Raw genomic sequence first — 22,934 nt, 5'->3', positions numbered from 1 at the left:
AGTGCGCCTGCCATGGCGACAGCGTGGTCGGTGAACGTCTAGTCCAGCTCCTGCAGCGCCAGCCAGCAGGCCGCAGCGGTGGTCGCATCGCCCAGCGCGCTGTGGCGGCCGAGCATGGGGATGCCGAGCGCACCGGCGATGGCCTCGAAGTCCGCGTCCCCGGCCACCGCATGCGGATTGCGCCGATGCAGCCGGGCACGAAAGCGTGCGGCGAGGTCGGTGCGCGGGTTCGGCAGGCGGAAGCCGGTGACCTCCGGCACCACGCGATCGAGCATCGCCACATCGAAGCCGATCCGGTAGCCGATCAGGGCCCGCGATCCCAGCCAGTCGAGCAGGCTCGCGACCGCTTCGTGTTCCTCCAGCCCGTGCGCGAGGTCCTGCGGTCGCAGGCGGTGGTGGCGGATCGCGTCGATGTCCGGCGGCGGTTCGCTGTCGGATGGCGGTCGCACTGTGGCTTCGAAGCGCCGGGCGAGGTGGACGCGGCCGTCCGCGACCGGTACCGCAGCGATGGTCAGGATGCGGTCGCGGGCAGGATCCAGGCCGCTGGTCTCCAGGTCCAGCGACACCCATTCGCCGGTCGGTGCGGGCGCCAGCAAGCCGCTCCATGGGCCATCGCGATGGCGGCGACGGTCCAGCCAGCGGCGCAGCGGCAGCGGTATCGTCGGTCGCGGCATCGTCAGTCGCGCAGGTGGAAGACGAGGCGCAGGTGATCCTTGAACGCGTTGACGACCCGCAGCGCGTCGCGCAGCAGTTCGCGGTCCAGGCGGCGCAGCGACGCGGTGTCGAGCCGGTTGTCGGCGCTGCGTCCGTCCGCCAGCGCCTGCAGCTGCGCGCCCAGCCGCAGGCGCATGAACACGGCAAGCGCCTGCGGCACGTCGCGGCCGAGCTCCTGCGAGAGCACGCCGGCGTCCATCAATGCGGCGCAGCGGTCGAAGCTGTTCTGGCGGCGGATGCCATGACGCTGCGCCAGCACCCGGATGCCGTTGACAAGCGGAAACACGCCGCCCTTCTTGATGTCGACGCCTCCGGCGTCGCCACGCACGCGTCCGAACAGGTTCAGCGGCGTGGAGAATTCCAGCGAGGCGCGGGCCAGCTCGCGCATCAGCAGCTCATCGCGGCCGAGCGCGGCGAGCGCCTCGGCGACGGGCTCGAACAACGCGGCGTTGCCGGCCACCGGCCGGGCATCCAGCGTGATCGCCAGATCCAGTGCGCTGGTCCCGTCGCGTTCGCGACGCCAGTGCTCGATACGCTCGCACCAGCCGTCCACGCTCATCCGCCAATGCGGATTGCGCACCATCACCCCACCCGGGCACGGCGGATAGCCGATGTCGGCGAGCGCCTCGCCAAAGCGGCTCATCGCCGCATCGAGCCCGTCCCACTCCAGGCCATCCTCCAGCACCAGCGCATTGTCCTGGTCGGTCTTGAGGATCTGCTCGCGCCGACCCTCGCTGCCGAGCACCAGCAGGCACATCCGCGCGCGGTGCTCCGGCGGCACGACCTCGGCGAACACGCGGCCGAGGATGCGGCTGTTGAGCGCCGATACCAGTTCCATCAGGTAGCTCATGCGCGCGCCCTGCGCATGCAGCTGGCGGACCAGCGCGGTCATGCTGCGGGCGGCGTCGGCGATTCCGGACAGGTCCGCGGCGCGCTCCAGGCGCAGACTGATCAGGTGCGAGTGGCTGGAGTAGTGGGCGAGCACCTCGGCCATGCCGAGGGTGCCAAGCACGCGGCCGTGCGCCGAGGCGTCGCCCTCGCTGACCAGCACGCGCTCGATGTGGTGTTCGGTCATCGTGACCAGCGCCTGGAACAGCACGTCGTGATCGCGCACGCCGATAACCGGCCGCTGCGCGAGCGGGCCGACCGGGGCGTCGTTCGACAATCCGTCGAGGGTGACCGCCTCGAGCAGGTCGGTACGGGTCAGCATGCCGAGGCCGCGGTGGCCGTCGCCGGACACGGCGTCGCCCTCGTCGACCAGCAGGCAATCGACCCGCGCCTCGCGCAGCCTGCGCGCGGCCGCCGAGATACTGGTGGACGCAGGTATCCGTATCGCGGGCGCGAGCTGCGCGTCGCCGACCCGGGTCAGCATCAGCTCCGACAGCTCCGACGGCTGCTGCACGCTGGCGGCCAGCCGCCGCTTCAGCGACAGCCCCTCGTGGAACCAGGCGGCAAAGGCCGGATTGGCCGCCAGCAGTTCGCGGAACAGTGCGGCCGGAATCAGGAAACTCAGCACGTCCTCGGCCGCCTCGTAGCGATGCCGTGCGCGGCCGGCGATCACCGCCCAGGCGCCGAACACGTCGCCGGGCCCGAAGTCGGCGAACAGGCGATGGCCCTCGGCGTCGTTGCCGTCGGCCGGCTCGTCCCAGGCGCGTACCACGCCCTTGAGGATCACGTGCACGTGCTCGGAGGCCGCGCCGGCAGCCAACAACACGCGTCCGGCCGGATGGAAGCCAAGGTCGACCGCGCGCTGCACGCGCGCCTTCTCGGCCGCGCCGAGCAGATCGAAGGGCGGAGCGTCGAGGTCGAGGCCGGGCACCGGTTCCATGCCGTGCAGCCTGCCACGCCGTCGCCGCGGACGCATGAGACTTTGGGCTGAGGGGGCTGGAACCGGCAGGCGCCCGCCTACCGCCCTCGTAGGAGTGGCGTAAGCCGCGATTCCCGGGCTGCGCCCGGGAATCCCCAAAGGTTGCTGCGCAAACCTTGGGCCCCGCCGTTGCGCTGCCACACCCCCATTCGTGCCTGCGGCACGAATCGCCCCCCTGACTCAGGGGGCTGGAGCATGCCTCCATGTCGTAGGAGCGGCGTGAGCCGCGATGGGCCTTCCCATGAAAGCTTCATCGCGGCTTGGGCCGCTACGAACGACCTCCTGCCCCCGGCCCGGCTACACTCCCCCTGCTGTCGTGTAGGAGAACAACGCAGGCGTGATCCCGGGCTGGGTGCTGCTGCTGGTTTCGCTGGGCTACGTGGCCCTGCTGTTCGCCGTCGCCTACGCCGGCGACCAGCGCAGCGACGCGATGATGTCGCGCCACCGCTGGCTGCGGCCGGCGGTCTATTCGCTGGCGCTGGCGGTGTACTGCTCGTCGTGGACGTTCTACGGTGCGGTCGGCACCGCGGCGCGCACCGGCATGGGGTTCCTGCCGATCTACCTGGGACCGCTGCTGCTGCTGTTCTTCGGCTGGCGCATCCTCGAACGGCTGGTGCTGATCTCCGGCGAGAACCGGATCGTCTCGATCGCCGACTTCCTGTCCTCGCGCTACGGCCGCGCGCCGGGGCTGGCGGCACTGGTCGCGCTGCTGGCGCTGATCGCGGCGGTGCCGTACGTGGCGCTGCAGTTCAAGGCGGTCGCGATGAGCGTGGACGTGCTCGCCGGGCTGCCGGCCAATGCGCCACCGCTGTCGGACCCGGCGTTCTATACCGCGCTGTTGCTGGCTGTGTTCGCGATCCTGTTCGGCACCCGCCAGATCGACGCGACCGAGCATCACCGCGGCATGGTGCTGGCGGTCGCGCTGGAGTCGGTGGTCAAGCTCGTCGCGTTCGTCGCGATCGGCGTGTTCGCGCTTGCCCACCTGCCGGGCAGCGGCCACCTCGGCCAGCGCATGGTGCAGGCGGCCGACATCGTGCTCGCGCCGGGGCTGCCGACCGGTTTCATCGCCCAGACCCTGCTCGCGTTCACCGCGATCCTGTGCCTGCCGCGGCAGTTCCACGTCGCGGTGGTCGAGTGCCAGAACCCGGCCGACGTGCGCACCGCACGCTGGATGTTCGGCGGTTACCTGATGCTGATCAGCGTGCTGGTGGTGCCGATCACCCTGGCCGGGCAGGCGGTGCTCGCCGGCGACGCGGTATCGCCGGACAGCTACGTGCTGGCGTTGCCGCTGGCGCTGGACCAGGACATGCTCGCGCTGATGGTCTATGTCGGTGGATTCTCCGCCGCGACCGGCATGGTGATCGTCACCAGCGTCGCGCTGGCGACGATGGTCAGCAACGACCTCGTGATGCCGCTGCTGCTGCGTGCGGGCACCCTGCAGCAGACGCCGGCGATCGACCGCCAGGTGGTCTGGGTGCGCCGCATCACCATCGTGCTGCTGGCGATGCTCGCCTACGCCTACCATCGCGGCGACCTGCTGCGCGGCGAGGGCGATGGCGGCCTAGCCCAGCACGGCCTGCTCGCGTTCGCCGCGGTCGCGCAGTTCGCGCCGGCGCTGATCGGCGGACTCTACTGGCGCGGTGCGAGCCGGATGGGCGCGTTCAGCGGGCTGGTCGCCGGCGCGCTGGTCTGGACCTACACGCTGTTGTTGCCGGCGCTGGCCGGCGGAGGCTGGTTCGACGATCGCTGGGTCGAGCACGGTCTGCTCGGACTGGGCTGGCTGCGTCCGCAACAACTGTTCGGGCTGCAGGGCTGGGATTCGCTGACCCACGGGGTGTTCTGGTCGCTGCTGTTCAACGTCGGCGTGTTCGTGTTCATGTCGATGCGGCAGCGTCCGCGGCTGCAGGAACAGCTGCTGGCGACGCCGTTCCTGGATCCCTATGCCCAGCGTCCGGCGCTGGGGCCGGGCGGCTGGGCCGGCAACGTCCGCGCCGGCGAGCTGCTGACCCTGGCCGAGCGCATCGTCGGCGAGCGTCACGCGCGGCGCGCGTTCGAAGCGCATGCCGCGCAGCATGGACAGCCGTGGCAGCCGGCGCAGCCTGCCGACCGCGCGCTGGCCCAGTTCACCGAACGCCTGCTCGCTTCGGCGATCGGTGCCGCTTCCGCGCGCCTGACCCTGACCAGCGCGCTGCGCGGTTCGGGCATGGAACTGGGCGAGGTGGTGGCCCTGCTCGACGAGGCCAACCAGGAACTGCGCTTCAATCGCCAGATCCTGTCGACCACGCTGGAGAACATCAGCCAGGGCGTCAGCGTGGTCGATGCCGACCTGCGCCTGGTCGCATGGAACCGCCGCTACCAGGAGCTGTTCGACTACCCCGACGGCATGCTCTACGTCGGCCGGCCGGTCAGCGACCTGATCCGATGGAACGCGGAGCGCGGCGAGATGGGGCCGGGCGACGTCAACGACCAGGTCCGCCGCCGCATCGCCCATCTGCGCGCCGGCACGCCGTACGTGTTCGAGCGGGTACGCGCCAGCGGCCAGGTCGTCGAGATGCGCGGCCGTCCGCTGCCCGGCGGCGGCTACGTCACCAGCTACAGCGACGTCACCGACTACAAGCGCGCCGAGCAGGCGCTGCGCGAGGTCAACGAGACGCTCGAGCAGCGCGTCGAGCAGCGCACCCGCGAGGCCGAGGCCGCGCAGCAGTCGCGGACGCGGTTCCTCGCCGCGGTCAGCCACGACGTGCTGCAGCCGCTGAATGCCGCGCGTCTGTTCACCACCGCGCTGCGGGACAGCCGCGACAGCGGCGAGCAGACCCGCCTGGCCGAACGCGTCGACGCCGCGCTGCGTGCGGCCGAGGATCTGCTCGACGGCCTGCTCGACATCTCGCGGCTGGACGCCGGCGCGTTGCGGCCGGAGATCGTCGATTTCGACGTCAACGAGCTGCTGCGCGAACTGGTCGCACAGTACGCGCCGATCGCGGCCGAGCGTCGCCTGCAGCTGCGCGTGCGCGCACCGGAGCGTCCGCGCCGGGTGCGCAGCGATCGCCGCCTGTTGCGGCGCGCGCTGCAGAACTTCCTCGCCAACGCGTTGCGCTACACCCGCAATGGTGGCGTGCTGATCGCCGCGCGGCTGCGCGACGGCGCGGTGGAGCTGCAGGTCTGGGACACCGGGCCCGGCATCTCGGACCATCACCTCACGCAGATCTTCGACGAATTCCGTCGCTTCGAGGGCCCGACCACCGGCGGCGAGCGAGGTCTCGGTCTCGGTCTGTCGATCTGCCAGCGTATCGCACGCACGCTCAATCATCCGTTGCGGGTGCGCTCCCGGGTGGGTGCCGGCAGCGTGTTCTCGATCACCGTGCCGTTCGGCGCCGACGCCGGTGCCTCGGCGTCCGTCGCACGCGAACTGGAGGCCTCGGCGGCGAGCGTCGCGCCGCTGTCGATCACCGATACCGATACCCTCGCCGGCCTTCGCGTGCTGTGCGTGGACAACGACCGCGAGATCCTCGACGGCATGCGGACCCTGCTGCAGCGCTGGGGCGCGGTCGTGCTGACCGCCACCGACACCGAGGAAGCGCTGGCCGCCGCCGAGGGCGAGCTGCCGCCGGATGTCGCCCTGGTCGACTACCACCTGCACGATCGCCTCGACGGCCTGGGCGTGATCGATGCGCTGCGCGAGCGCCTTGGCGTCGGCTTTCCCGCCGCGCTGTTGACCGGCGACGGGTCCGATGCGCTCAAGCATGCCGCGCGCGAGCACGGCTGCCGGGTGCTGACAAAACCGGTCCGGCCGGCGTCGATGCGCGCGTTCCTGGCCGCGCAGCGGCAGCCGCACCGCGCCTGACAGCGCGTCCGGATCGCCGCGCGGGGCTCAGCCGTGGCTGGGTTCGAACGGCGCTACCGGGCTGGCCGGCGTCGCCACGTCGCCGTGCACCACGATGCGATCGCGGCCACTGCCCTTGGCGCGGTACATCGCGGTGTCGGCGTCGGTGAACATCGACTCGAACGCGTTGCCCGAGCGCGATGCGGTGGTGCAGCCGAAGCTGGCGGTGACCCGGTGGGCGTGACCGATCGTCGCGGTGTCGATCGCCGCCAGCAGCGTACGGCAGCGCTCGGCGATCCGCCGGGCGGCGTCGATGTCGCCGCCGCAGGACAGGATGCCGAACTCCTCGCCACCGAGACGGCCGCACAGGTCGCCGTCGCGGCAGGCGGCCGTGCAGGCCTCCGCGACCTGCATGAGCACCCAGTCGCCGGCGGCGTGGCCGTGGCGGTCGTTGACGTGCTTGAAGTTGTCCAGGTCCAGCAGCACCAGCGCGGCATCCTTGCCGGATGCGCTGCAGCGCTTGAGCAGTGCGTCGGCCTCGTCGCGGAAGTGGCGGCGGTTGCTGATGCCGGTCAGGCCGTCGGTCTGCGCCTGGCGCCGGAACGCCATCTGCACGCGCTTGATCTTGTAGGCCCAGTAGCCGATGCCGGCGAGCACCACGGCGAACAGCAGCAACAGCAGCCGGGTGTTCTGCGCCGAAGCCTTCGCGACCTGCTGCTCGAGCTTGAGCACCTCGTTCTGCTTGCTCAGCAGCGCGATCGCCTGGTCCTTCTGCTGGACTTCGTTGCGGATCTGTTGCACGGCCAGCTCGCGGATCTTGACGTCGTCGAGATAGGCCTTGTCGGCCTCGGCATGGCGCCGGTAGTTGTCGAGCGCCTGCAGGATGTCGTTGCGGACCAGCGCGATCTCGTACAGGACCCGGTACGCGGTGACACGGGGCAGCGAGTGCGCATTGTTGTGACTGGCCTCCAGCGCCGCGTGCGCATGCATCGATGCCGCGTCGAGCCTGCTCTCGATCAGCAGGTAGTCCGCCAGCGTCGAATGGAACTCGGCCACCAGGCGCGGATAGCGGGTCCTTCCGACCTCGTCGGCATGTGCCTGCAGCATGGCGATCGCGCCGGTTCTGTCGCCTTGCGCGGCCATGCTGCGGGCGAGGTTGATGCGCATCAGGTTGGAGGCGACCGCCTCGCCGATGCCGTCGCAAGCCGCGATCGCCTCGCGGATCTGCGGGATGCGTTCGCCGGACCTCTCCGGCTGCAGGTTGGCCAGCGCCTCATGCCGGAGCTGGCTGGCAAAGCAGCGGCTGCGCTCCGACGCGGCTTCCATCTGCTGTACCGAGGAGGCGAACTGCAGGGTCTTCTCGTGCTGTCCCAGCTGGTTGTAGATGACGCCGGCGACCAATTGCGCCTGTTCGACCAGTTCCGACGGTATGCCGTCGTCGGGAAGCGCGATGGTTTCCTCGAGTGATTTCAGCGCCAGCGAGAAGTCGCGGGTGGTGGCCGCGCTGTTGGCGAGCAGCAGGCCGGCGCGGAACTTGATGGCCCCTGCGGATGCGCTATCGAATACGTCCCGGGCGAGTTCGATCGCACCCTGGTACTGGCCACCGTAGCCGAGCCGATAGGCCTGGAGCAGGCGCAGGTGCTGCAGCTGCGGTCCGCTGAGTTCGGACGCCCGCTCGTTCACCTCGTCCAGCACGGCACCGAACCGGATCGGATCGGTGCTGCGGACGGCGTCGGCCTGCTCCAGCAGACGATCCGCATCCACGGAATCCTGCGCTTGCGCAGACGCGGCGGCCGCCGCGGCGAGCACGACGGCCAGGGCAAGCTTGTGAAGTGCGGGCTTCATCGTTCCGGAAGGAGCAAGGGCGGCAGGGCGTGCGAGCACCCTGCCGCCGCGTTCGCGTCAGGCGGCGCGCGCTTCGGTTTCGCCCTCGTCCGGAGCGTCCCGTTCGGTCTCCTCTTCCTGCTGCGGCTCTTCCTCGGCCGGAACCAGCAGGGAGAGCACCGTGCAGGTGTGGCCAACGGCCATGTTCAGTCGAGCCGGATCGCGGGTCGCGAGCGCCTGCCGGACGTCACCGTCCACCGGCGCCGCAGCCACCGCATCCATGAAATCGGCATCGCTGACGATCTCCAGGTTCTGTCCCAGGGTTTCCAGGAACTTCACGACATTCGACATCAGGCGACTCCTTCTTCCAGTGGTGGTGTGTACGACGGCGGCGGTTCGACCTGCCCCGAGCGTTCAAGCGCGGCGATGCGCGCCTGCATGACGACATCGGGTTCCATCGGGCACGCGGGCGGCACGACGAGGGTGGTGTGCATCTGCAGCGGCAGGCCGGGCAGCTCGTGCAGCTTCGCGCGCTCGATCCGGGGTCGGGCGATCGGCAGGGTCGCCGCCTCGTAGGCGATGACTCCGTGGTCGGCGGGGTAGTCCTGGAGCAGGCGTTCGACCAGCAACCGGCGATGCGCCGGGCCGGTGGCGAAGCGGCGGTAGCTGCGGTCGCCGACGATCCCGACCTGCCACAGCACCAGGTAGGCGCTGGGATCCAGTCGGCGACGGTAGAACAGCAGCTGGCTGGCTTCGTAGTGCTGGCAGCCGATGCGTCCCGGGTCGATGCCAAGATCGGCGTACAGGCAGTCCTCGGCGGATATGCCCGGTTCCATGTGCGCATGGAAACCTTCCGCGCGTGCCAGGGCGACGGCGTCGTGCGGCGCCTTGGCGAATACGCCGGGGTGGCCGTAGAACGCGCCGCAGACATGCTTGCCTGCGCGGACCTCGACGAGCATCGCCTCGACCATCTGCCGGTAGGTGTCGTGGCGCGGTTTGCCCTCGGCATAGAACGGCTGCAGGCTGCGCACATCGGGGTTCATCTGCCGCAGCCATTCCTCGACCAGCGGATCGGAGACGGCGGCGAACACGACGTCGGCCTGTTCGACATGGCTGCGCGCCCGTGGGCCGACATGGGCCCCGAGCATCATCCCCAGTCCGACACAGGCAAGCCTGCCCGGCGGCTTCGCGACCGGTCCCGTCATTTCCCCTGGTTCCCCTTGCAGCGTTCCCCTTGCAGCAGGAGGACAATACCCGTACCGCCAGACTTTGCAAAATGATTCAGACGGCCGGTTGACGGGCCTTCCAGGCTGAACAGGGCAGCTCCCAGCGGCATTGCCCCGGGGCGCTGGCGCGATCTGGCGTGCGGACGAAGCCGAACCGTCCCAACAGGCGGTCGATCACCCTGGCGTGATCGTCGTCGGGGCGCTCGGCGGTCACCAGCGTCAGACCCATCCGCTCGAAGCCATGGGCGATCAACGGGACGAACACCTCGCTCGACACGCCGCGCTGCCACCATGGTTCGACCAGCAGCACGCCGATCTCGGCCTCGGCGCCCCTGCGGACGTAGCCCGCGACCCCGATCGCCGCGCCGTCGATGCGGCTGTCGATCATCCAGAAGCGATGGCCGGGCCGGTCGCTGCGCGCCCACTGCAGCGCCCGCTCGTACAGGCGGCCGGCCGCCGCCATCGACAGCGGCGGCATGATCCGTGCCATGACCCCCGGGCTTGTGTAGAGCGCGCAATAGAGCGTCCTGTCCTTGTCCGAATCCTCGCGCAGCGGCCGCAGGCGGAAACGTCCGGTGTCGAGGATGTCTGCATCCGTCATGTCGTTCCTACAACGGATGCGCCGGTGCGATCCGGACGCGGCCGACGCCGCCGTCCGCGCAGCGGTCGAACAGGCAGTAGTGGCCGGCCATCAGCGGCAGGCCGAGGATCGACTCGTTCGGCCAGCCGGGCAGCTGCGGCATCAGCAGGAAGAACGACTCGCCGGCATACATCGCGTTGCGCGGCCAGTAGTGCTCCGGCGGACAGGCCAAGGCGGTCTCGCTGCCGCCCTCGCCTTCCAGGTGGAAGGTCAGCACCGGCCAGTCCAGTGCGTCGACTTCGGCGTTGGCGACGCCGTGCCCGCTGGCGTTGAAGGTGTCCCGGAACTTCCCGCAGAGCGCCGGCAGACGCGGGTCGATCGCGGTCAGCCCGGCCATGATCGCATCGTGGGTGCCCGCCTCGAGCACCAGGAAACTGCTGCCGGTGTCGAGGATCGCGTTGCTGGCGGCGCGCCGGGCGTACTGCGGGTCCAGTGGCGGCACCGCGATGCGTGGCCGGTCGCCCACCTGCACCGCGAGCAGGTTGGCGTTGTAGTAGAGGTCGTGGACGATGCGCACGTCCTGGAACCGGCCGGTGTGCAGTGCCGGCGCATCCTCGCCACCGCCGAGGACCATTACCCCACGGTTGAGCGGATCGGCGTCCAGCACATCGTCGTCGACCGCGTCGTCGAGCACGTGCACCAGCGCGCGTCGCACCAGCATGCCGAAGCGGTCCTGGATCCGGCCCTGCCCGGCCAGCTGCGAGAACAACGGCTGCAGCGCAACCCGCGGCTGTTGGCGCAACAGGGTGCCGAAGGCGTCCAGGTCGTCGTCGTCCGCTTCGAACGGCCACGGCCAGGTCAGCGCCGGATCGGCACCGCGGGCGCTCAGCACGCCGCCCATGTCGTGGGCGATGTCGAGCCCGGAGTAGGCCAGGCCGAAGATGCCGTCGGCATCCCTGAAATCCTGCGCGGCGGCCTCGATCACCGAGACCTCGGCGTCGTCGATGCCGCATGCGTGTGCGCCGTGGCCGAACGCGAGCCGGGTCCGCACCACCGGGCCGGCCCAGGTGCCCTGGCCGTAGCGGACCTCCTGCGCCCAGGCGGTGGCACTCAGGGCTTCGTCGTCTTCGGGCAGATAGGCGTGCGGCAGCACGACCAGGGTGCTGCTGCCGGTGTCGAGGACGAGGTTCGCGGTTCGCCGGCCGCTGCCGAATGCGATCGGCACCGTGTAGGCGCCCTTGGCCCAGGCCAGCGAGATCGCCAGATGGATGCCGCCCGGGTACTGGACGTCGTTGCGGTCCGGAAGGGCGCTCATGCGCCGATTGGAGCAGATCGCGGGGGCGTCGCGGAAGGGGCGCGCGTGCTGCCGCTAGTCCTGCTCCTCGGGCGGCGGCACGATCGCGCCTGGATCGACCGCCAGCCGGCCGGCAATCAGCACCGCCTGGGTGCGGTTGTTGGCGCCGAGCTTGCGCAGGATCGCGGTCACGTGGGCCTTGATCGTCGCCTCCGACACGCCGAGGTCGTAGGCGATCTGCTTGTTGAGCAGACCGGCGCCGAGCATCTGCAGGACCCGGAACTGCTGCGGGGTAAGGTCGCGCACGCGCTGTGCCGCGTCGTACTCGGCGTCGTCGGCGGCCGGTGCCGACAACGCCGCGGCCGGCGCCCAGCGGTCGCCGTCGAGCACCGCGGTGATCGCCTCGCCCAGGGTCGTGGCGTCGGCGGACTTCGGAATGAAACCGACCGCACCGTGGTCGAGCGCGCGCCGCATCACCGCCGGTTCCTCGCGTGCGGAGACCACGACGATCGGCAGCTGCGGATGCAGCGCACGCAGGTGCACCAGCGCGCTGAAGCCCTGCGCGCCGGGCATGTTGAGGTCGAGCAGCAGCAGGTCGGCGTCGGGCTCGCCTTCGACCAGGGCGTACAGTGATTCGACGCCGTCGGCCTCGCGCAGTCGCGCCTCGGGGAGCACGCGCGCGACCGCGCCGCGCAGCGCTTCTCGGAACAGCGGGTGGTCGTCGGCGACGATGACGGTATGGGTGGGGGCGGGTGGCATCCGGGTTCCGGGAAGGATTCCTTGGGGGCCGCCGCCCTGCGCGGAACAGGGGCGGCGGAGGAGAGGTACTACAGGTTGGCGTCTTGCGCGACGAGCCTACAGCAGGCGGCATGCATCCGGCGTCGAGCTCCCCGCCCTCGGGAAGGGCGCGCCGCGAAGTTCACGGCACCCGCCGCTCCTTGACCAGCGAGTCGACAACGGTCGGGTCGGCGAGGGTCGAGGTGTCGCCCAACTGGTCCGGAGCGTTCTCGGCGATCTTGCGCAGGATCCGTCGCATGATCTTGCCCGAACGCGTCTTCGGCAGGCCCGGCGCCCACTGCAGGTGGTCCGGGGTCGCGATCGGGCCGATCTCCTTGCGCACGTGCGCGATCAGTTCCTTGCGCAGCTCTTCGCTGCTGGCCTCGCCGGCGATCAGGGTCACGTAGGCATAGATGCCCTGGCCCTTGACGTCGTGCGGGAAGCCGACCACCGCCGCCTCGGCGACCTTCGGATGGCTGACCAGCGCGCTCTCGACCTCGGCGGTGCCGATGCGGTGGCCGCTGACGTTGATCACGTCGTCGACGCGGCCGGTGATCCAGTAATAGCCATCGGCGTCGCGACGGCAGCCGTCGCCGGTGAAGTACATGCCCGGGTAGGTCTTGAAGTAGGTATCGATGAAGCGCTGGTGGTCGCCATAGACCGTGCGCATCTGTCCCGGCCAGGAGTCGAGCAGGACCAGGTTGCCCTCGGCCTCGCCTTCGAGCAGGGCGCCGCCGGCATCGACCAGGGCCGGTTGCACGCCGAAGAACGGTTTGGTCGCCGAGCCGGGCTTGAGGTCCGTCGCGCCGGGCAGCGGGGTGATCAGGATGCCGCCGGTTTCGGTCTGCCACCAGGTGTCGACGATCGGGCAGCGGCTGTCGCCGACCACTTCGTGGTACCAGCGCCAGGCCTCCGGGTTGATCGGCTCGCCGACCGTGCCGAGCAGGCGCAGCGACGCGCGCGAGGTCTTCTCCACCGGCTCGTCGCCGTCGCGCATCAGCGCGCGGATCGCGGTCGGCGCGGTGTAGAAGAGCGTGACCTTGTGCTTGTCGATCACCTCCCAGAAGCGCGACACGGTCGGGTAGTTGGGCACGCCCTCGAACACCAGCGCGGTCGCGCCGTTGGCGAGCGGGCCGTAGACGATGTAGCTGTGCCCGGTGACCCAGCCGACGTCGGCGGTGCACCAGTAGATGTCGTCCTCGCGCAGGTCGAACACGCACTCGTGGGTGAAGCTGGCATAGGCGAGGTAGCCGCCGGTGGTATGCAGCACGCCTTTCGGCTTTCCGGTGCTGCCGGAGGTGTAGAGGATGAACAGCGGATCCTCGGCGTTCATGCGCTCCGGCGCGCAGGTGTCGGGCTGGCCGTCGACGACGGCGTCGTACCAGCGGTCGCGCGGCATCTGCATGTCGACCGCGCCGTGGGTGTGGCGGACCACCAGCACCGTCTCGACCGAGTTCGTGCCCGGCAGCTTCAGCGCGGCATCGACGTTCGCCTTCAGCGGAACCTTCCTGCCGCCGCGCAGGCCCTCGTCGGCGGTGATGATCAGCTTGCTGCCGCAGTCGGAGACGCGATCGGCGATCGAGTTCGGCGCGAAACCTCCGAACACCACCGAGTGGATCGCGCCGATGCGTGCGCAGGCCAGCATCGCGACCACCGCCTCGACGATCATCGGCAGGTAGATCGTGACCCGGTCGCCCTTGCGCACGCCCAGGCTGCGCAGCGCGTTGGCCAGCCGGCAGACCTGCGCGTGCAGTTCGCGGTAGCTGACGTGGCGTGCGGGACTGTCCGGGTTGTCGGGCTCGAAGATCAGCGCGGTCTTGTCGCCACGCGTTTCCAGATGGCGATCCAGGCAGTTGATGCTGGCGTTGAGCTCGCCGTCGCCGTACCAGCGGATGTGGAAGTCGTCGAGCCCGTAGCTGACGTCCTTGATCTGCGTGGGAGCGGTGAACCACTCCAGGCGCTCGGCGACCCGGCGCCAGAACGCCTCCGGACCGGATACCGATTCGGCGTACGCGCGTTCGTAGGCGTCACGGTCGATCCGTGCCCCGGCAGCGAACTGTCCGGGTACGGGATAGAGGGCGTTGGGATGGCTCATGGGGCGCTCCACTCGTAAAGGGCCTGATGGCGGTTTCCTGGGTCGCGGCGCCGGTGCCGCGGCGATGGCAGGCGCGGACCTCGGTCGCAATGCGAATCGCAACGGCGTGCTGCAGCGCAACGAACGGGCCTCGTCGGACGTCCAGTTTGCCCCAACGGCCCGTGCATCCGGTATCGGCCGGCTTAGACCATGGTCGCAAACCGGACCGGGCGGCCGCGCGACGACGCCCGCTATCGACCAATGGCGAATGGTTCCCCGAGAAGGACTGCGCGCAGGCTCCGGCTGACCGTGCATGGCCACGGCATTCCTTGGGAGGGAATCATGTCCACACGCATTGCGCGCAAGCGGCCCCTGGTGGCGGCGTTGACGTTGGCGCTGGCGCTGCCCGGCTTCGCCCACGCCCAGACCGCGAAAGAGATCGAACTCGAAGCCCGCGTCGCCGAGCTCGAGAAGATGGTCCAGCAGCTAGTTCAGCAACAGGGTGTACAACAGCAGGCAATCCAGGAACAGGCCGCACAACAGCAGGCCGCGCAACAGGTCGCGCAAACGGCGGCCGCGCCCAAAGCGCAGTCGACGCCGATCCTGACCGGTACGCCCGGCGGCGCCTTCTCCTACGGCGGCTTCATCAAGCTCGACGCGATGGTCACCGACACCAGCGACGGCCAGATCGCGGAAGGATCGGCGGGTCGCATGTTCTACGTGCCCAGCACGATCCCGGTGGCCGCCGACGGCGCCGAGCCCGATGTCGACCCGTATACCGACTTCGGCGCGCAGTTCTCGCGCTTCTGGTTCGCGGCCGACTACACCAGCGACGACGGCGACAAGTTCCGCGGCTACATCGAGGCCGACCTGTTCGGCGGTGGCAGCAACAATCTCGGCAACGAACTGTCGACCAACACCCACGGCATCACCATCCGCCACGCATACGTGACCTGGAACAACTGGCTGGCCGGCCAGACCTGGACCAACTTCCAGGACCTGGGCTCGCTGCCCGACACCGTCGACTTCCTCGGCGTCACCGACGGCACGATCTTCGTGCGTCAGGCCCAGGTCCGCTACACCAGCGGTCCGTGGTCGTTCTCTCTCGAGAACCCGCAGACCCTGGTCACCGACTACCAGGGCACCGGACGCCACACCTCCGGCGACAACGTGATGCCGGATGTCACCGGACGCTGGACGACCAAGGGCGACTGGGGTCACTTCAGCGTCGCCGGCATGCTGCGCCAGTTCAAGGACGGCGACGAGACCGCCACCGGCGGCGCGCTGAGCGTGGCCGGCAGGTTCAACATCGGCGACAACGACGACATCCGCTACATGGTCAACGCCGGCAGCGGCCTGGGCCGCTACATGGCCTTCGGCATGGGCACGGACGTGGTCGCGGACGCCGACGGCGACATCGACGCGATCACCGGCTACGGCATGTTCGCCGGCTGGCGGCACGTGTTCGGTCCGAAGCTGCGCGGCAACCTGATCTACTCGGCCGCGCACTACGACAACGATCCGTCCCTGACCGGCTACGGGGTGACCGAGCGCTCGCAGTCGCTGCGCGCGAACCTGATCTACTCGCCGTTCCCGAAGCTCGACATCGGCGCCGAGGTCAGCTACGGACAGCGCTCGCTCGAGGACGATCGCGAGGGCGATCTCAAGCGCTTCCACACCACAGTCAAGTACAGCTTCTGAGCGAGGAGGGCAGCACCATGTCCGGCAAGCACATCAATGCCGCGCAGTACTGGCGGGCGAACCTGAGGCTGATGACGATCCTGCTCGTGATCTGGGCCGCGGTCTCGTTCGGCGCGGGAATCCTGTTCGCGGACGCGCTCAACGCGATCCGCATCGGCGGCTTCAAGCTGGGCTTCTTCTTCGCCCAGCAGGGATCGATATACGTTTTCGTCGTGCTGATCTTCTACTACGCATGGCGGATGAACCGGCTCGAGCGCGCGCTCGACCTGCACGAACACGACTGACGGGGGCCGATCATGTCCGTACAAGCCTGGACCTACCTGCTGGTCGGTCTCACCTTCGCGCTCTACATCGGCATCGCGTTCTGGTCGCGGGTGGCGAGCACGCGCGAGTTCTACGTCGCCGGCGGCGGCGTCCACCCGGTCATGAACGGCATGGCGACAGCGGCCGACTGGATGAGCGCGGCGTCGTTCATCTCGATGGCCGGCCTGATCTCGTTCATGGGTTACGACGGCGCCGTGTACCTGATGGGCTGGACCGGCGGCTACGTGCTGCTGGCGCTGCTGCTGGCGCCGTACCTGCGCAAGTTCGGCAAGTTCACCGTGCCGGACTTCGTGGGCGACCGCTACTACTCCGACACCGCGCGTCTGGTGGCGGTGGTATGCGCGATCTTCGTCTCGTTCACCTACGTCGCCGGACAGATGCGTGGCGTCGGCATCGTGTTCAGCCGCTTCCTGGAGGTCGACATCACCACCGGTGTGATCATCGGCATGGCGATCGTGTTCTTCTACGCCGTGCTCGGCGGCATGAAGGGCATTACCTACACCCAGGTCGCGCAGTACTGCGTGCTGATCTTCGCCTATCTGGTGCCGGCGATCTTCATCTCGATGCTGCTGACCGGCAACGTGATCCCGCAGATCGGCTTCGGCAGCCAGCTCGCCGACGGCAGCGGCGTGTACCTGCTCGACAAGCTCGATGGACTCAGTACCGAACTCGGCTTTGCGCCATACACGGATGGAAGCAAATCGACGATCGATGTGTTCTGCATCACTTTGGCGCTGATGGTCGGCACCGCGGGCCTGCCGCACGTGATCGTGCGCTTCTTCACCGTGCCGAAGGTGCGTGACGCGCGTCGTTCGGCCGGCTGGGCGCTGCTGTTCATCGCCCTGCTCTACACGACCGCGCCTGCGGTGGCGAGCTTCGCCCGCGTCAACATGATCCAGACCATCAACGGTGCCGACATGCAGGGCACCGAGTATGCGACCGCGCCGACGTGGGTCAAGAACTGGGAGAAGACCGGACTCATCGCCTGGGAGGACAAGAACGGCGATGGCCGGATGTTCTACGCCAAGGACGACCGCAATGAGATGACCATCGATCGCGACATCATGGTGCTGGCCAATCCCGAGATCGCGCGCCTGCCGGCGTGGGTGATCGCGTTGGTTGCCGCCGGCGGCCTCGCCGCCGCGCTCAGCACAGCGGCCGGATTGTTGCTGGTGATCTCCTCGGCGATATCGCACGACCTGCTGAAGAAGGTGGTGATGCCCAACATCACGGAGAAACAGGAGTTGATGTACGCACGCATCGCGGCAGCACTGGCAATCGTGGTGGCGGGCCTGCTCGGCATCTTCCCGCCGGGCTTCGTCGCCGAGGTGGTGGCGTTCGCATTCGGACTGGCCGCGGCCTCGTTCTTCCCGGCGATCGTGCTCGGCATCTTCGACAAGAGAACCAACATGCAGGGCGCGGTGGCCGGCATGCTGGTCGGCCTGGTGTTCACGGTCGGCTACATCGTCTGGTTCAAGGGCGTGTTCATGACGCCGATGGCGGAGAACGTGCCGGCCAACTGGCTGTTCGGCATCTCGCCGGAAGGCATCGGCGTGGTCGGCATGTTGCTGAACTTCGTGGTGGCATTCGTGGTCTCGCGGGTCACCGCGCCGCCACCGCAGCACGTGCAGGACCTGGTCGACGAGATCCGCGTGCCGCGTGGCGCCGGCGAGGCCTCCGCCCACTGATCTCCCCCGCAATTGGAGCCTCGTGCTCTCTCCACGGCACGCCATCTCCCCCGATGGCGTGCCTTTTTCTTTGGGGCTCGTGCTGCCGTCGGAGTCTGATTCTTCCTGCAGTGGAAGCCCGTCGACAGCTTGCCTTGGGCGTTGGGTTGCCAGCAGGCGCATTGGCTTGCTTTCGGAAGTCAAAGGCTTCCGCCCTCTGGGCGGGTTCCTTTTGTCTTGTCAAAAGGAACCAAAACCGCCGGTTCCTGACACCCGTCGTGGTGGCGAGCCACCCCGGTTCCCTGTGCTCCTCGCCGGAAGACGCACGGCGCCCAGACCCGCGCCGCCAGCGGCGCTCAGACAAGGGCACCTCTACGGCGCCTTCCGGCTCCGGTGCGCGGCGGGCTTTAAGTCGCCAAGGATCAAGATCAAAGCCAAAACCAAGAGCCGGAGGACTGGGCCAAGGCCAATGACGGACGGGTTGCCGCCCTGGCCGCGGCTACAGCGGCGGTGCGGCGAGTTCGCGGGCGTCGAGGAAACCGTCCCGGTTCTGGTCCTGGCGCAGGAAGGTGCGCGCGAGCTTCGCACGGTGCTCGATCAGGCTGACCGGATCGCCGCGGCCGCCCGGCAGCTCGTCGGCGGTCAGGATGCCATCGCCATTGCGGTCCATGCGTACGAACGCGTAACTCATCCAGTCCTGGTATTCGGCCAGCGAAACCAGGCCGTCCTGATCGCCGTCCATCCGCGAGAGGTAGTCGCCTGTGGCCTGGACCTGGGCGGTCGCGTTCGCCGTCGCCGTCAGCAGTGCGACGGCGAGGATGACGCTCGCGCAGCGGATGCCGGTAGACGGCGGGGCGAGGGACGAGTTCGAGCGCATGGCGGGCAGGCTACCCGAATCCGACGGGGCGGAGAGGCCCGCGTGGGGCCGCATCATGAAAAAAGCCCGCGGCGGGCGCGGGCTTCATCAGGTCCGACGGGCCAATGGCCTGGACGTCAGCCGCGCGCCGGCGCCAGCGCGTAGCCCTTCAGTCGGCTGGAGAATGCCTGCAGGGCAGCGATGCCGCTGGCCTCTGCCTCGGCGCACCAGGCCTGCAGCCGCTGCAGGGTCGCCTGCGCATCGTGCGAACGGTCATCGAGCACCTGCGCCAGGCGCTGGCGGTGCTCGGCCAGCGTCGCCATCTTCGGCCGTTCGGCCAGCCACGCATGCAGGCGTGCGCGCTTGGCGTCGTCGAGCCAGCGGCCGTCGTCGGCCAGGCCCTTGCGCAGTGCGCGCGGCAGCCGGTCGCGGCGGTCGCGCAGGTCGCGCAATGCCGGCAGGGTGACGTTGCGGTAGTAATCGGTCATTGCCTGGAAGCGGATCGCGAGCAGGGCGCGCAGCGTCTCGCCATCCGGCATCGCGATGTTCGGGCGCACGTCGAGCGCTGGCGCGACCCGCAGCACGCGGGCCAGGCGCAGCTTCTCGAACACGCGGATCGCGGCCCAGCCGATGTCGAACTCCCACCTGCGCAGCGCGAACTTGGCCGAGCTGGGGAACGCATGGTGGTTGTTGTGCAGCTCCTCGCCGCCGATCCACACGCCCCACGGGGTCAGGTTGGTCGAGGTGTCGGCGCTCTCGAAATTGCGGTAGCCCCACCAGTGGCCCAGGCCATTGACGACACCGGCGGCCCAGAACGGAATCCACGCCATCTGCAGCGCCCAGATCGCCACGCCGGCGAAGCCGAACAGGGCGAACTCGATCAGCAGCAGCAGGGTCGGGCCGAGCGTCGCGTGGGGGGTATAGAGATGGCGTTCGATCCAGTCGTCGGGGCAGCCCTTGCCGTACTTCTCGATCGACTCGCGGTCGCTGCGCGCCTCGCGGTACAGCTCCACGCCACGCCAGAACACCGTCTTGATGCCCTTGATCTGCGGGCTGTGCGGGTCTTCCTCGGTCTCGCACTTCGCGTGGTGCTTGCGGTGGATGGCGGCCCACTCGCGGGTGATCATCGAGGTGGTCAGCCAGCTCCAGAAGCGGAAGAAGTGGGCGAGCAGCGGATGGAAGTCGACCGCACGATGCGCCATCGAACGGTGCAGGTACAGCGTCACCGAGAAGATCGTCAGCTGGGTCGCGACCAGGAACCAGATCAGCAGGGCGCCGAAGCCGGCCTGCAGCAGGCCACCGGCAAGGAAGTCGAGCAGCGGTGTCGGGATCGAAGCGAGGGGCATTGGAACTCCGTGGGCCAGGGTCCATGGAAAACGGCCCTGCCCGCGATGCGGACAGGCAGATGGAGCACGGAGCCGGCACCCCACGAAGCCGGGTCTGCGACGGCAACGCGCCCCGACGGCCATCATGCCACCTGTGCCTTACCGTTCGCGCGGGTATGGCCGGGTTCGAGGCCTCACGGGATGGGATACGTTCACCTGCTGCGCGGATGCCGGGTGACGGCGATCACGCACAGCGGCGGATGTGGTCGCGCAGCGTCGACAGTTCGGTCCGGGCGAACGCGGCCAGCGCGGTGCGGTCGGCCTTGCCGAGGCCACCGTCGCGCCCGCAGTGTTCGAGCAGCAGGCTCAGGTCCTGGGCGACGCCGAGCAGCACGGCAAGATCCTTGTCGAGCGCGACTGGCGGCGCGGGCGGGTCGGCGGAGGGAGGTCCGTCGCCGGAGACGAGCCGACACGCGTCCAGTGCGGTGCGCTGCTGCGACCGGCGTCGCATGCGCCGGCGCCAGCGGTGCCAGTCGCGGTCGCGACCGCCGGCGACGACCCGTTCGCGCGCCTTGTCGACCGCCTGCGCACTGGCCTGCAGCGCCGCGTCCACCGTCTCCGCATCGACCGTGGCCCACGGCAGCGCGTCGAGGGTGCCGGCCAGCGCCGTGAGCAGTGCGCGGCGCCGGGCCAGTCCGGGATCGGCGGCCAGGGTCGCGTCGGCCAGGGCACGGCGACGGCGCACGACTGCCCGCCGCGCGTGCTCGAGGTGAGCGGCGACCGCGGGGGTGGGGCCGTTCGCATGCAGGCGGTCGAGCGTTTCCAGCAGCGCCTGGCCGTCGCGGATATCGCCGAGGCCGCGGATGATCCGGCGCAGTTCGCGGTCGATCAGTTCCGAGCCCGGGCCCAGTGCGGGCACGCCCAGCGCCAGGGTCGCACGCACCCGACGCAACGCTTTGCGGCCCTGGTGGATGCCCTTGTGCAGCCGCTTGGACGGCTTCGCGCCGGCGTCCAGCCAGTCCAGGGCGGCATCGAGCTGGACACGGGCGTAGTGGTGCAGCGCGAGGCCGAATGGCCGCGTCGTCCGTGGACCGGGTTGCGCACCTTCCGGATCCGTCATCGCGATGCTCGGCGGCGTCGGGAGGCTCAAGCATAGCGCCGCCGTCTTTCAACCGGCGGTCACCGCCGCGGCGCCGGCATGGCGCGGTCCGGCCTCGCCGTTCAGGCCCCGGCGCCGGCTTCCAGATGGTCGCGCAGCGCGGCGATCGCCGCGCGTACCTTCGCCGGCTGGGAGTCGCGTTGCGCGGTCAGCGCGTAGACGCCGATCGGGGCCATCGACCAGTCCGGCAGCACCGCCACGGCATGGCCGGCGGCGATCAGCGGCGCCGCGTCGGGACCGGGCAGGCGCATGATGCCCAGCCCCTGCAGCATCGTCTGTCGCAGCGCCTCGGCGCTGTTGCCGGCGACCGGTCCGGAGACCCGGATGCGCCGCGCCGGCTCACCGGGGCGATGCAGTTCGATGAATTCCGGCTGGTCGAGCACGCTCAGGTTCAGCACCGCGTGGGCGGTCAGTTCTTCCGGGTTCCGCGGCAGCCCGTGCGCCTGCGCGTACGCAGGCGCGGCGACCAGCAGGTGTCGCCATTCGGCCAACCGCCGCGCGACCAGCGAGGAGTCGGCCAGCGAACCGATCCGGATCGCCAGGTCGATGCGCTCGCCGATCAGGTCGATCCTGCGATCCTCGGCGAACAGCCGCAGCGCCAGCTTTGGATACGTGCGCAGCAGTGGCGCCAGTGCCGCCGCCAGCGTCGCGCTGAAGCCGACCGGAAACGCGATCCGCAGCTCGCCGCGCGGCTCGTCGCGCAGGTCCGACAGGCGCCGCTCGGCGGCCTGCGCGGCGTGCAGCATCCGCGCGCAGTCTTCGTAGTACGCCTGGCCGGCTTCGGTCAGGCCGAGCCTGCGGGTGGAACGCAGCAGCAGGGTCACCCCGGTCTCGGCCTCGAGCTGGCGGATCTGCTGGCTGACCGCCGATGCGGTCATCTGCAGTTCGCGGGCGGCCGCGCTCATCGACCCCAACTCGACCACGCGGGCGTAGACGGCCATCCGCTTGAGTCGGTTGATTGTGAAGTCAGGCTTCATTTTAATTGCAGAAATGCCGGTCTTATCGGGAGTTATGCAAGCAGAAATACTGTATACCCCAACACGCATTGTGAGGATTTCCCATGAAAGTCGCACTCCTTGGCGCTTCCGGCTTCATCGGCTCCGGTCTGCTGGCCGAACTGCGTTCGCGTGGACACCAGGTCACCGCCCTGGTCGCGAATCCCGGGAAGCTGGCACCCGGCGATGGCCTGACCGTGCTCGCCGCCGACGTCCTCGACAGCGGCCGCCTGGCCGCGCAGCTGGCCGGCCACGATGCGGTGATCAGCGCGTTCAGCGGCCACGCGCAGCAGGACGTGCGCGGCTATTACATGCGTGGTGTCGACGCGATCATCGCCGCGGTCGCGCAGGCCGGCGTGCCGCGCCTGCTGATGGTCGGCGGCGCCGGCAGCCTGAACGTCGCCCCCGGCGTGCAACTGGTCGACACCCCGGACTTCCCGGAGCAGTGGAAGGGTTCGGCGCTGGGCGCGCGCGATGCGCTGGAGCGCCTGCGCGGCGAACCGGCGCTGGACTGGACGATGCTCAGCCCGGCGGCGCTGATCGAACCGGGCGAGCGCACCGGCCGCTTCCGCGTCGGTGGCGACGACCTGCTGGTCGATGCCGAAGGCAACAGCCGCATCTCGCTGCAGGACTATGCGGTCGCGATGATCGACGAGCTGGAGCATCCGGCCCACGCGCGGCAGCGTTTCTGCGTGGCCTACTGACGGTCCTGTCCAGTCCGGGGCGGTCGC

At 69.5% G+C, this 22,934-nt stretch carries 18 protein-coding genes; 5 read left to right on the top strand and 13 right to left on the bottom strand.

Annotation, left to right across the window (positions count from 1 at the left end):
* Positions 1-38: 38 nt before the first annotated feature.
* Together L3V18_RS08350 and L3V18_RS08345 are read right to left on the bottom strand one after the other, a co-directional pair.
* Positions 39-674: an exonuclease domain-containing protein gene (locus tag L3V18_RS08350; RefSeq protein ID WP_237054206.1), complete on the bottom strand. Its 636-nt coding sequence runs from the start codon at positions 672-674 to the stop codon at positions 39-41.
* A 2-nt stretch (positions 675-676) separates the two neighbouring features.
* Positions 677-2,542 (bottom strand): DUF294 nucleotidyltransferase-like domain-containing protein, encoded by a 1,866-nt coding sequence (locus L3V18_RS08345; RefSeq protein ID WP_237054205.1) that lies wholly within the window; start codon positions 2,540-2,542, stop codon positions 677-679.
* A 376-nt stretch (positions 2,543-2,918) separates the two neighbouring features.
* On the opposite strand from L3V18_RS08345, the gene L3V18_RS08340 reads away from it, so the two are divergent.
* Positions 2,919-6,422 (top strand): PAS domain-containing hybrid sensor histidine kinase/response regulator, encoded by a 3,504-nt coding sequence (locus tag L3V18_RS08340; RefSeq protein WP_237054204.1) that lies wholly within the window; start codon positions 2,919-2,921, stop codon positions 6,420-6,422.
* A 27-nt stretch (positions 6,423-6,449) separates the two neighbouring features.
* Here the strand turns inward: L3V18_RS08340 and L3V18_RS08335 are convergent, their stop codons facing one another.
* The 7 genes from L3V18_RS08335 to acs form a co-directional block, all read right to left on the bottom strand.
* Positions 6,450-8,246 (bottom strand): GGDEF domain-containing protein, encoded by a 1,797-nt coding sequence (locus L3V18_RS08335; protein WP_237054203.1) that lies wholly within the window; start codon positions 8,244-8,246, stop codon positions 6,450-6,452.
* Between the two features lie 57 nt (positions 8,247-8,303).
* On the bottom strand, positions 8,304-8,576 hold the full coding sequence (locus L3V18_RS08330) for a hypothetical protein (RefSeq protein ID WP_237054202.1): 273 nt from the start codon (positions 8,574-8,576) through the stop codon (positions 8,304-8,306).
* Positions 8,576-9,430: an SAM-dependent methyltransferase gene (locus L3V18_RS08325; protein ID WP_255783845.1), complete on the bottom strand. Its 855-nt coding sequence runs from the start codon at positions 9,428-9,430 to the stop codon at positions 8,576-8,578. The genes L3V18_RS08330 and L3V18_RS08325 overlap by 1 nt, the downstream gene beginning before the upstream one ends.
* A 76-nt stretch (positions 9,431-9,506) precedes the next feature.
* Positions 9,507-10,052, bottom strand: coding sequence for a GNAT family N-acetyltransferase (locus tag L3V18_RS08320; RefSeq protein WP_237054200.1), 546 nt, complete (start codon positions 10,050-10,052; stop codon positions 9,507-9,509).
* 7 nt (positions 10,053-10,059) lie between these two features.
* Complete coding sequence (locus L3V18_RS08315; RefSeq protein WP_237054199.1) at positions 10,060-11,346, bottom strand: pepsin-like aspartic protease; 1,287 nt, start codon at positions 11,344-11,346, stop codon at positions 10,060-10,062.
* 54 nt (positions 11,347-11,400) lie between these two features.
* Complete coding sequence (locus tag L3V18_RS08310) at positions 11,401-12,084, bottom strand: response regulator transcription factor (RefSeq protein WP_237054198.1); 684 nt, start codon at positions 12,082-12,084, stop codon at positions 11,401-11,403.
* A 160-nt stretch (positions 12,085-12,244) separates the two neighbouring features.
* Positions 12,245-14,197 carry an acetate--CoA ligase gene (gene acs / locus L3V18_RS08305; protein WP_237054197.1) on the bottom strand — a complete coding sequence of 651 codons (1,953 nt, stop codon included), beginning with the start codon at positions 14,195-14,197 and terminating at the stop codon, positions 12,245-12,247.
* A gap of 321 nt (positions 14,198-14,518) precedes the next feature.
* Here acs and L3V18_RS08300 point away from each other — a divergent pair, with 321 nt between their 5' ends.
* Genes L3V18_RS08300 through L3V18_RS08290 form a run of 3 tightly spaced genes read left to right on the top strand, consistent with a single transcriptional unit; the run spans position 14,519 to position 17,889 of the window.
* Positions 14,519-15,877 carry a DcaP family trimeric outer membrane transporter gene (locus L3V18_RS08300; RefSeq protein WP_237054196.1) on the top strand — a complete coding sequence of 453 codons (1,359 nt, stop codon included), beginning with the start codon at positions 14,519-14,521 and terminating at the stop codon, positions 15,875-15,877.
* Positions 15,878-15,894: 17 nt separating this feature from the next.
* Positions 15,895-16,161: a DUF4212 domain-containing protein gene (locus L3V18_RS08295; protein WP_237054195.1), complete on the top strand. Its 267-nt coding sequence runs from the start codon at positions 15,895-15,897 to the stop codon at positions 16,159-16,161.
* Between the two features lie 12 nt (positions 16,162-16,173).
* Positions 16,174-17,889, top strand: coding sequence for a sodium:solute symporter family protein (locus L3V18_RS08290; RefSeq protein WP_237054194.1), 1,716 nt, complete (start codon positions 16,174-16,176; stop codon positions 17,887-17,889).
* A gap of 478 nt (positions 17,890-18,367) precedes the next feature.
* Here L3V18_RS08290 and L3V18_RS08285 read toward each other — a convergent pair whose 3' ends face one another.
* The 4 genes from L3V18_RS08285 to L3V18_RS08270 form a co-directional block, all read right to left on the bottom strand.
* Positions 18,368-18,745 carry a CREC-EF hand family protein gene (locus tag L3V18_RS08285; RefSeq protein ID WP_237054193.1) on the bottom strand — a complete coding sequence of 126 codons (378 nt, stop codon included), beginning with the start codon at positions 18,743-18,745 and terminating at the stop codon, positions 18,368-18,370.
* A 116-nt stretch (positions 18,746-18,861) separates the two neighbouring features.
* Positions 18,862-20,070, bottom strand: a complete 1,209-nt coding sequence (locus tag L3V18_RS08280) for a DesA family fatty acid desaturase (RefSeq protein ID WP_237054192.1) — start codon at positions 20,068-20,070, stop codon at positions 18,862-18,864.
* Positions 20,071-20,293: 223 nt separating this feature from the next.
* Entirely contained in the window at positions 20,294-21,169 is an 876-nt protein-coding gene (locus L3V18_RS08275) for a CHAD domain-containing protein (protein ID WP_237054191.1), read from the bottom strand.
* A 101-nt stretch (positions 21,170-21,270) separates the two neighbouring features.
* Complete coding sequence (locus tag L3V18_RS08270; protein WP_237054190.1) at positions 21,271-22,185, bottom strand: LysR family transcriptional regulator; 915 nt, start codon at positions 22,183-22,185, stop codon at positions 21,271-21,273.
* A gap of 83 nt (positions 22,186-22,268) precedes the next feature.
* Between L3V18_RS08270 and L3V18_RS08265 the strand changes: the two genes are divergently transcribed.
* On the top strand, positions 22,269-22,907 hold the full coding sequence (locus tag L3V18_RS08265; RefSeq protein WP_237054189.1) for an NAD(P)-dependent oxidoreductase: 639 nt from the start codon (positions 22,269-22,271) through the stop codon (positions 22,905-22,907).
* Positions 22,908-22,934: the final 27 nt, after the last annotated feature.

The organism is Marilutibacter chinensis (genome assembly GCF_021725675.1).
GTDB classification, from domain to species: Bacteria; Pseudomonadota; Gammaproteobacteria; order Xanthomonadales; family Xanthomonadaceae; genus Marilutibacter; species Marilutibacter chinensis.
Note: the sequence above shows the minus strand (reverse complement) of the source record. Positions and strands in the feature narration are given on the sequence as shown.